This window comes from Alcanivorax sp. P2S70 (assembly GCF_000475295.1).
In the GTDB taxonomy this organism is placed as follows: domain Bacteria; phylum Pseudomonadota; class Gammaproteobacteria; order Pseudomonadales; family Alcanivoracaceae; genus Alcanivorax; species Alcanivorax profundi.
The window spans coordinates 88,888-97,524 of record NZ_AXBZ01000004.1; the positions used below are offsets into that span (position 1 = coordinate 88,888).

General features: G+C 55.5%; 3 protein-coding genes and 1 pseudogene. 1 reads left to right on the plus strand and 3 read right to left on the minus strand.

Translation table 11 applies throughout. The features are described from left to right. Positions 1-208 precede the first annotated feature (208 nt). Both Q672_RS19735 and Q672_RS19740 read right to left on the minus strand, forming a co-directional pair. A complete protein-coding gene (locus Q672_RS19735; protein ID WP_022984133.1) occupies positions 209-3,319 on the minus strand; it encodes an efflux RND transporter permease subunit in 3,111 nt (1,036 codons plus the stop codon). Then, positions 3,319-4,398 carry an efflux RND transporter periplasmic adaptor subunit gene (locus Q672_RS19740; RefSeq protein ID WP_022984134.1) on the minus strand — a complete coding sequence of 360 codons (1,080 nt, stop codon included), beginning with the start codon at positions 4,396-4,398 and terminating at the stop codon, positions 3,319-3,321. Before Q672_RS19740 ends, Q672_RS19735 begins: the two co-directional genes overlap by 1 nt. A 472-nt stretch (positions 4,399-4,870) precedes the next feature. On the opposite strand from Q672_RS19740, the gene Q672_RS33915 reads away from it, so the two are divergent. Beyond that, positions 4,871-5,521 (plus strand): AraC family transcriptional regulator, encoded by a 651-nt coding sequence (locus tag Q672_RS33915; protein ID WP_081703581.1) that lies wholly within the window; start codon positions 4,871-4,873, stop codon positions 5,519-5,521. Positions 5,522-6,059: 538 nt separating this feature from the next. Here Q672_RS33915 and Q672_RS19745 read toward each other — a convergent pair. After that, positions 6,060-8,609: pseudogene (locus tag Q672_RS19745) on the minus strand (efflux RND transporter permease subunit); the annotation flags it as partial. Positions 8,610-8,637 lie beyond the last annotated feature (28 nt).

An 8,637-nucleotide genomic window follows, 5' to 3' on the forward strand; every position in this document is an offset into this window, starting at 1 on the left:
GTGGACAAATTGTCCATGCCACCCATTGATCTTTGCCCGTCACGGAACTTGGCCGCACACTCTTTGTGGTCAATTTATAAACAAAGGTCAACCCGGCAATGCGACCCAGTCGCAAAGTTGTGACGGAACAACAGGCACGCAGCCTTAAAGCGGATGGCTGGACGTGAAGACGCCCCCGCATGGCAGGGGCAGAGAAGTGGCCAGGGAGTTATCCGGGTGGTTTTTTTGGGGATCTGATGGCCAGTATCAGCGCTGTCAGCGCTGCCAGGAAAGAGACGGTAACTATCGCGCTACCTAACAGCCCGAACAGCACGATGGCCCCGACCCCCCGGTACAATTCCGTGCCTTCGCCCGGTATCAGTACCAGCGGTGCCAGACCGCAGACAGTGGTGATCGTGGTCATGGCGATCGGCCGCAGTCGGGTGGCCACGGCATCACTCACGGACTGGGCAGCAGACAGTCCATTGCGTAAATTGACCGTGGCTTCATGGACGATCAGGATCGGGTTGTTCACCACCGTCCCCATGAGAATCAGGAAACCCAGCATGGTGATCATGTCGAAGGGCTGGCTGATTCCCGCCGCATTCATCAGTGCAAGCCCCAGCAAGCCGCTGGCGATCCCCAGTGGAATGGTCGTCATGATCAGCAGCGGGTAACCCCAGTGCTTGAAGATTGCCACCAACAACAAATACACCAGCAGCAGAGCGACCACATAGTTACCGCTGAGTGACTCCTGGGTGGCCTGCAGCTGATCGCTTGCCCCTGACAGGCTGATGCTGATCGTATCCGGAATGATGCCGTCGTCTCGCAGGCGCTGCACCATGGCGCGGACTTCGTCCACGCCGGTTTCCAGCGGCACACTGCGTGGCGGAATGATGTTGAGTGTCACCGTCCGGCGGCCATTCACACGCCGCACCACGCTGGTGTCCACGGTTTCCTGCAGGTCGGCTAGCGACGACAGGGGCACGGTGGCGCCAATCGGGGTGTGCACCGGCAGGCCGGGCAGGGTGGTCAGCGAGGGAGTGGTACCGGTGCGCTGGCTGTAGGCATAAATATCAATCTTGTCATCGCCGAGGAAGAACTCGTCCAGAAAGGCCCCATCGGTGAGCGCCGCCACGGTATAGCCCAGATCCTGGGTGGTAAACCGGACTTCGGCTGCCCGCGACCAGTTGGGACGCACCTCGATAAGCGGCTGGGCCAGTGACAGGCTGGCGGGTTGTGACTGGATGCGCGGGTTCTCGAAAACGGTTTCCGCCTCGCGATAAAGGGTGCGTGCCACCTCATAGATTTCCGCCAGATCCGCACCGGCCACATCCAGCGTCACGCTGCGGGTACCGCCATCGTTACTGGAGATGATCGACCCGCGTGCGGCAAAGGCACGCATACCCGGGTATTGACGATACACCCGGGTAATCGCATCCATCATGGGCTCCATGTGGGCGGGATCCATGGGCTCGGCGATGATACGCAGGCCGTCGGCGGCGACCCCCATATTCATGTACTTCAGCGGCGGCATGGGCAGGGTGCCGTTATCAAAATCGGCCGGATCTGCCCCCACCATGGGCAGAATTTGTGCCTCCACTTCATCAGCGATGGCAATCATGGTGTCCAGGTTATAGCCGGGTGGGGCGCTCATGGCCGCGAAGGTCTTGGGTTCTTCTCCCTCCGGCAGATACTCCGCCGGCGGTGTCAGCAACACCACGATGGCCGTTGCCGCCAGAATCGTCACGCCCACCGTGGCCAGTTGCCGCGGACGGGTGGCAGACAGTGCTGCTGCCCAGCCCTGGATGGTTCGCATCCAGCGGCTGTGCTGGCCGTCATGGTTCATCACGGCAGAAAAGTCGAGCCGGGCAGACAGGGTGGGGATGACGGTCATCGCCACCAGCATGGAGACCAGAATCGAGGCCGAGACGGCAATGGCGATATCCGAGTACAGCTGGCCTGCTTCTTCCTGAATAAAGACCACCGGCAGGAACACCAACACCGTGGTCATGGTCGATGCGAACACCGCTGGCCAGACTTTCTGGATGCCGCTTACGGCTGCCTTGAACCGGTCCAGCCCCCGGCGTCGTTCCATCTCGATGCTCTCCAGCACCACGATGGAATTGTCCAGTGTCATCCCAATGGCAAAGGCAATACCCGCCATGGAAATCACATTAATGGTACGGCCAGCCAACAGCAGGCCAAGAAAAGCCGCAATAGTACAGATGGGAATCCCGATCACGCCCACCGCGGTGATGCGTACCGAGCGCAGGAACAGGAACATCACCAGGGTCGCAAAGACCGCGCCGATGCCCAGATTGGTCCACACATTGGCCACCGAGGCTTCCACGTAGCGCACGTCATCGGACATCAGTGTCATGTCCATGCCAGCGGGCTCCAGCACTTCCTGGCGAATCAGTGCGACTTCCTCAAGCATGTCCTGCTTGATATCAATCACGTTGGAGCCGGTTTCCCGTCGCACCGCCAACATGATCACGGCGTTACCGTTGAAACGGGATATCTGGCGCACCGGGTAGTGGTCCATCACCACGGTCGCCACATCGTCCAGTCGAACCACGGAATCGCCCTGGCGTTGCAGGATCAGATTGTTCAGATCTTCCAGTGAATCAAAGCGCCCCACGGTGCGCAGCAGATAGCGGCGCTTGCCGCTGTCTACTTCGCCACCGGATACATCCCGGTTGCGGGTGCGCAAGGCGTCACGCACGTTGACCACCGTGAGGCCGAACTGGGCCAGCGCCTGGGCATCAAGCAGCACCTGAATCTGCCGCTCCGCGCCACCGCGCATTTCCACCATGGACACACCCTGAACGCTTTCCATGCGGGCGCGTACTTCGTCATCAATAAAGTCGCGCATCATATCCATATCCAGACCACGGGGATTGCCAGGCCGGGGATAGACGCTGAAATACATGAACGAATTGCTGGAGAATGATGACGACAGAATGCGGGGCTGATCGACGGTATCCGGGTAGGCTGGCACCTGGCTTAACGCATTATTTACGCGGATCAGTGCATCAGTAATATCCACCCCGAAAGGGAATTCCAGCTCGATCTCGGCTTCGCCGCTGTAGGCCGTAGCGGTGAGGCGGCGCAAGTTGGGCAGGTTACGAAGGTATTCTTCCTGCTCAATCAGAATTTCCTTTTCCACATCCTGGGGCGTGGCGCCAGACCAGCGCGTCAGCACCGAAATCGTTCGCACCTCAAGATCAGGAATCATCTGCACGGGAATGCGCAGGGCGGCAAGCACGCCGAGCAGGGTGATGATCAATACGATCACCGTCATCAGGGTGCCATTGCGTACAATTTTCTCGAACATTATTGGGCCACCAGCACGGCATCGCCTTCGCGCAAGCTTTCATTGCCGCGTATCACCACCTGATCCCCCTGGCGCAAGCCGTCGGTCACGATCACCGGATCGGATTGGCCCGGCCTCACCTTGATGGCCCGGCGCTGCGCGACCAAACCGTGCTCCTCATCCTCAACCGCCAACCATACGGACACATTGCCCTGTACATCACGAAGCAGGGCATCACGCGGTACCACAGGTTCTGCCTGTTGCGATTGAATCGCCAGAGTGCCGAACACCGCCATCCCTGGCGTCAGCCCCTCGGCGTCTACACTGGCGCGCAAGGTAAAGGTACGCGCAGACGGGTCACTTACCGGCACAATGGCTGCAATGCTGGCCACAATCCCATCCGCGTCATCCGAGAGGCCGGAGAGGGCGTTTTCCTGGCGAACGGTGAGGGCGGTTTTAGAAGAAATCTGGCTGTAATAGCGCTGTGGAACCGCAAAATCCGCGTGTAACTGGCCGGTGCCGACCAGATCGAGTACCGGAGTGCCGGGGGTGACCCATTCGCCAACTTCAGTGAGTTTTCCGCTGATCACCCCGGAAAAAGGCGCTTTCAGCGTGTGGCGTGCCAATAATGCCTGTTGCCGGCCCACGTCCGCCTGGCTGGCCGCCAGAGCCGCCTTGCCGGCCTCAACCTGGGCTTCCAGACTACGCACCTCACTGGCAGCAATACTGCGCTTGGCAATCAGGCTGCTGGCCTCAGCAAGCTGACGTTCCAGATCTGCCAGCGTTGTCTGCTGCTGTTTGAAGGTCGCTCGTGCCTGTTGCAGCGCCAGACGATTCAGTTCCGGATCCAGCTCCAGTAGCACGTCGCCGGATTCCACACGGGAGCCAATATCCACATGAAGACGACTCACGAGGCCGGATACAGAGGGAGAAAGTCGAGACGCCTGATCAGCAGCCAGCGTACCGTTGATGAGCAATTCGCGCACCGGCTGCTGCATTTCGACTGGAGCCACGGATACCGGCACAGGATCAGCCGCCAAAACAAAACAAGGCAACAAGCCTGTCACCAGCCAGGTCGAGCGCAAGGCACGCAGCAACATCAGAACTCCGTCAGCAATTCATGCAGAAAGTAAAAACCCCGTAGTAGCAGCGATTAAACGGGTCATGGGCAATAGATGCAAACCCGAATCGTTAATGTTTACAGGCTTTGCCGGTAAGTCGGTTGAAGCGGAGGGAATGTGCAATATGAATATGCAGGTGTGTACCTTGTCTTGTGGTGGAATCCCAATGACTGCGCATAATGTATATTATGTTAAATTAAATCTTTGTCGCTACATCAGCGTCTCAAGACTCTTGGCCGACCAACTAAAGATCTAAACTATTTCAAGACAAGGGCTAAACTTACAACTGAAGGCCTAAAGTCGTCGTAACATCCACGTAAAGCCCTAAAGTCGTCACACTGCTCTGGGGCTTCTTCTCCTGCCCTCTGTTCTAATGCATGGCAGCTCAAGTCTGGCTGAAAACCCAAAGAGTGAATCGGTCGGGTCCTACCACTGGTAAGGCAGGATGTGATTGCTGCCGGGCAGTTCATCGCTTCGCTTTGACATGCATCTACCATTGAATATCCCCCAAGCGCAGGGATTAGAACAAAGTATCGGGCGTATATTTCGGATGGCTCAGGCTTTTGCCAACCGAAATATACGAATTCGCGGAGTTTCTTTTCCGCATGCTCCCATTTCCGAGAAAAGAGTCTACCGTCGGTATTTCGGTGTCCCTGTCTATTTTTCTCAAGCGTTTGCTGGCATTCATGCCGAACACAGCGAACTTCAAGCTGAACTCAAATCCAGTAACTCAGTCATTCACCGTCTAGCCCTCGATTACATCGATAAAAATATCGCACCAGTCGCATCGGGGCTGAGTGAACGTGTTCGCCAGACACTGCTACTGACAATGGGAACAGGCAAAGGCACTAAAGCAGAGATTGCAAGCATTCTAAAAATGCATCCTCGGACACTCCAGCGCCACCTCCACGGTGAAGGTGAAAATTTCGAGATTATTCGAGAGGATGTTTACAAAGCTGCTGCTTTGCGTTTTTTGCGTGATTCCGATCTCCCACTGAAGCAAATAGCTAGTTTGCTAGGATTTTCAGAGCACTCTTCACTTACTCGGGCCTGTAATCGTTGGTTCTCAGCTTCACCCGCTCAAATACGGGCAAGTAAATAATGTCTGGTGCACGTTAATGGATTTAGCCCGGCCGAGTTGGAGTTTGGCGGCCGCGATTACTCGCCCTTATTTCGGCTTTAGAGGATTTGATGGCGATAAGAATCAGGCCGCCGCTTGGCTTAGTGCACCAAGGCGTATCTTTATATCTTAAATGGATCCTCACCGTTTGTGATGTGTAAAATCAGCCATGATGCAGCACAGTTCTTGAGGGCTAAGCATGCAGTGTTTTTTTAGCTGCAAATACTACGACATACCTGTTTAGTTTTGGTCCGCCGTTCAGCCCGGAGGTAAATGGTGCCATCTTGAGGGTTGGCAGACAAACGTGCAAAATCCCCCAAAAACATCGTAACCTATTGTTCTATAGAGAAATAAGTTATTGCCCCTGTGACTCTCTACCACAACCAGCCATCCATAGGGCATCTGGACATGACTATTCGTTTCGGGGGGGTATCGCAGCCCCCCCCCCAATTATCAGTGCCGGATCAGCAGCTGATCCAGCGCCAAGACTAGGAGATTACCACCCAAGCTTTACGCTTGGTCAATCCGGATTCCTATCACGTCGTTGCATCAGCAGATAGGCTGCGGGCAGCACGAAAAGTGATAACAAAGGTGCTGTTACCATCCCTCCTACCATGGGTGCAGCAATGCGGCTCATGATCTCGCTACCTGTGCCTCCCCCCCAGAAAATCGGAAGAAGGCCGGCAATAATAACAGCTACAGTCATCGCCTTAGGTCGAACACGTAATACCGCGCCATCACGGATAGCACCCATCAAGGCAGCTTCACCCTTTTGACCCTGCTCCTGTCTCTCCTGCCACGCCTGCTTTAGGTACAGCAACATGATCACGCCAAACTCCGCAGCGACACCCGCCAGGGCGATGAAGCCGACACCAGTAGCCACTGACAGGTTGTAGTCCAGCAGATACAAGAACCAGATACCACCGGTCACCGCGAACGGTAGCGTCGCCATAATCAGCAAGGCTTCACCGACACGGCGAAAGGTCAGGAATAACAGTACGAAAATAATCAGTAAGGTCGCCGGTACCACCACTTTTAGCCTCGCATTGGCCCGCTCCAGGAACTCGAACTGACCGGCAAAGGACAAGCTGACCCCCTCTGGCAACCTGACTCCATCATTCACTGAGGCACGTAGATCATCCACTACCGAGGCCAGGTCACGCCCCCGAACATCGATATACACCCACCCAGACAGTCGGCCATTCTCACTTTTTAACATCGGCGGCCCATCGGTAATCTTGATATCCGCCACGGTTCCGAGGGTAATTTGTTTTCCTTCGGGAGTGACTATGGGCAAATCGCGTAAGCGATGCACCGTGTCGCGCCACTCGCGAGGATATCGAAGGCTGATCGGGTAACGCTCCAGCCCTTCCACTGTCTCACCGATGTTTTCACCACCAATCAAACCACTGACCACCGACTGAATATCCGCGATGTTGAGGCCATACTGAGCCGCAATGCCACGCCGAATATCGATATCCACATAACGACCACCAGTCAACCGTTCAGCCAATGCTGAGGAGACACCGGGTACTTGTTTGGCTACCTGTTCGATTTGACGGCTCACCTGGTCAATGATCTCTAGGTCATTACCCGCTACTTTGATGCCAATTGGGCTCTTGATGCCAGTGGCAAGCATGTCGATACGATTGCGTATCGGAGGAATCCAGATATTTGCCAGTCCAGGCACGCGTACAATACGGTCCAGCTCTTCGACAAGCTTCTCCGTTGTCATGCCTTCACGCCATTGGTCCTTGGGTTTGAAACGGATGGTGGTTTCAAACATCGTCAATGGTGCAGGGTCAGTCGCTGTCCGCGCACGCCCCGCCTTGCCGAATACCTGCTCCACCTCAGGCACCGTTTTGATCAACCGATCGGTCTGCTGTAGAAGCTCGGTAGCTTTTTGTGCTGACAAGCCTGGTAAGGCACTTGGCATATACAGCAAATCGCCCTCATCCAGCGGTGGCAAAAATTCACCACCAAGCTGACTTAGCGGCCAAAAGGCGGTAACAAAAACTAAACCGGCAACCAGCAAGGTGGTTTTCGGCCACGCCAAGACTCGCTCTAGTACGGGTTGATAACAACTAATCAAAAAGCGACTGATTGGATTACTTTCCTCGGAAGGTATCTTTCCCCGAATCCAGTACCCCATTAACAGTGGAACCAATGTCACCGATAGGCCGGCTGCCGCCGCCATAGCCCAGGTTTTGGTAAATGCCAGTGGGCCAAATAGCCGCCCTTCCTGTGCTTCCAAGGTAAAGACAGGAATAAACGACAAGGTAATAATTAGCAACGAGAAGAACAGCGCTGGCCCCACTTCGACAGCTGCTTGCTCTATGACTCGCCAATGCGCATTACCAGTCAGAGATTGCCCTGGGTTATCCCGATGCCAAATCTCAATTTTCTTGTGAGCGTTTTCGATTAACACCACTGCTGCATCCACCATAGCGCCGATAGCGATAGCAATGCCGCCAAGCGACATGATATTGGCATTGATACCCTGGTAACGCATCACAATAAAGGCAGCAAGGATTCCCAGCGGTAGGGAAATGATGGCCACCAGTGACGAACGCAAATGGCCAAGAAACAATACGCACACCAGTGCAACTACAATGAACTCTTCAATCAATTTGTAACTGAGGTTTGTTACCGCTCGATCAATCAGCTCACTTCGATCATAGGTGGTGACGATCTCAACCCCTTCCGGCAAGCTTTCCCGCAGTGTCTCAAGTCGCTCATGCACGGCAGATAGCACGGCGCGGGCGTTCTTGCCTGAACGCAGAATGACGACCCCGCCGACGACTTCCCCTTCACCGTCCAGCTCGGCAATACCACGCCGCATCTCCGGACCAAGGCGAATCTGCGCCACATCTCCAAGCTGTACTGGCACTCCATCAACCAGTTTTAGTGGGATTTTTCGGAAATCCTCGAGTGACTGAAGGTAGCCACTGGAGCGCACCATGAACTCCGCTTCGCCCAGCGTCAGCACTGCTCCCCCGGTTTCCTGGTTAGCTTGTTCTATCGCCTTGCGTACTTGTTGATGACTGATCCCATGGCTGGCGAGTTTGACCGGGTCAGGGGTTCTACCCCGTTACTGC

Coding starts and splice junctions, on each gene's coding strand:
- Q672_RS19740 (WP_022984134.1), bottom strand. CDS start 4,398: ATGTTGCTGCGTGCCTTGCGCTCGACCTGGCTGGTGACAGGCTTGTTG.
- Q672_RS19735 (WP_022984133.1), bottom strand. CDS start 3,319: ATGTTCGAGAAAATTGTACGCAATGGCACCCTGATGACGGTGATCGTA.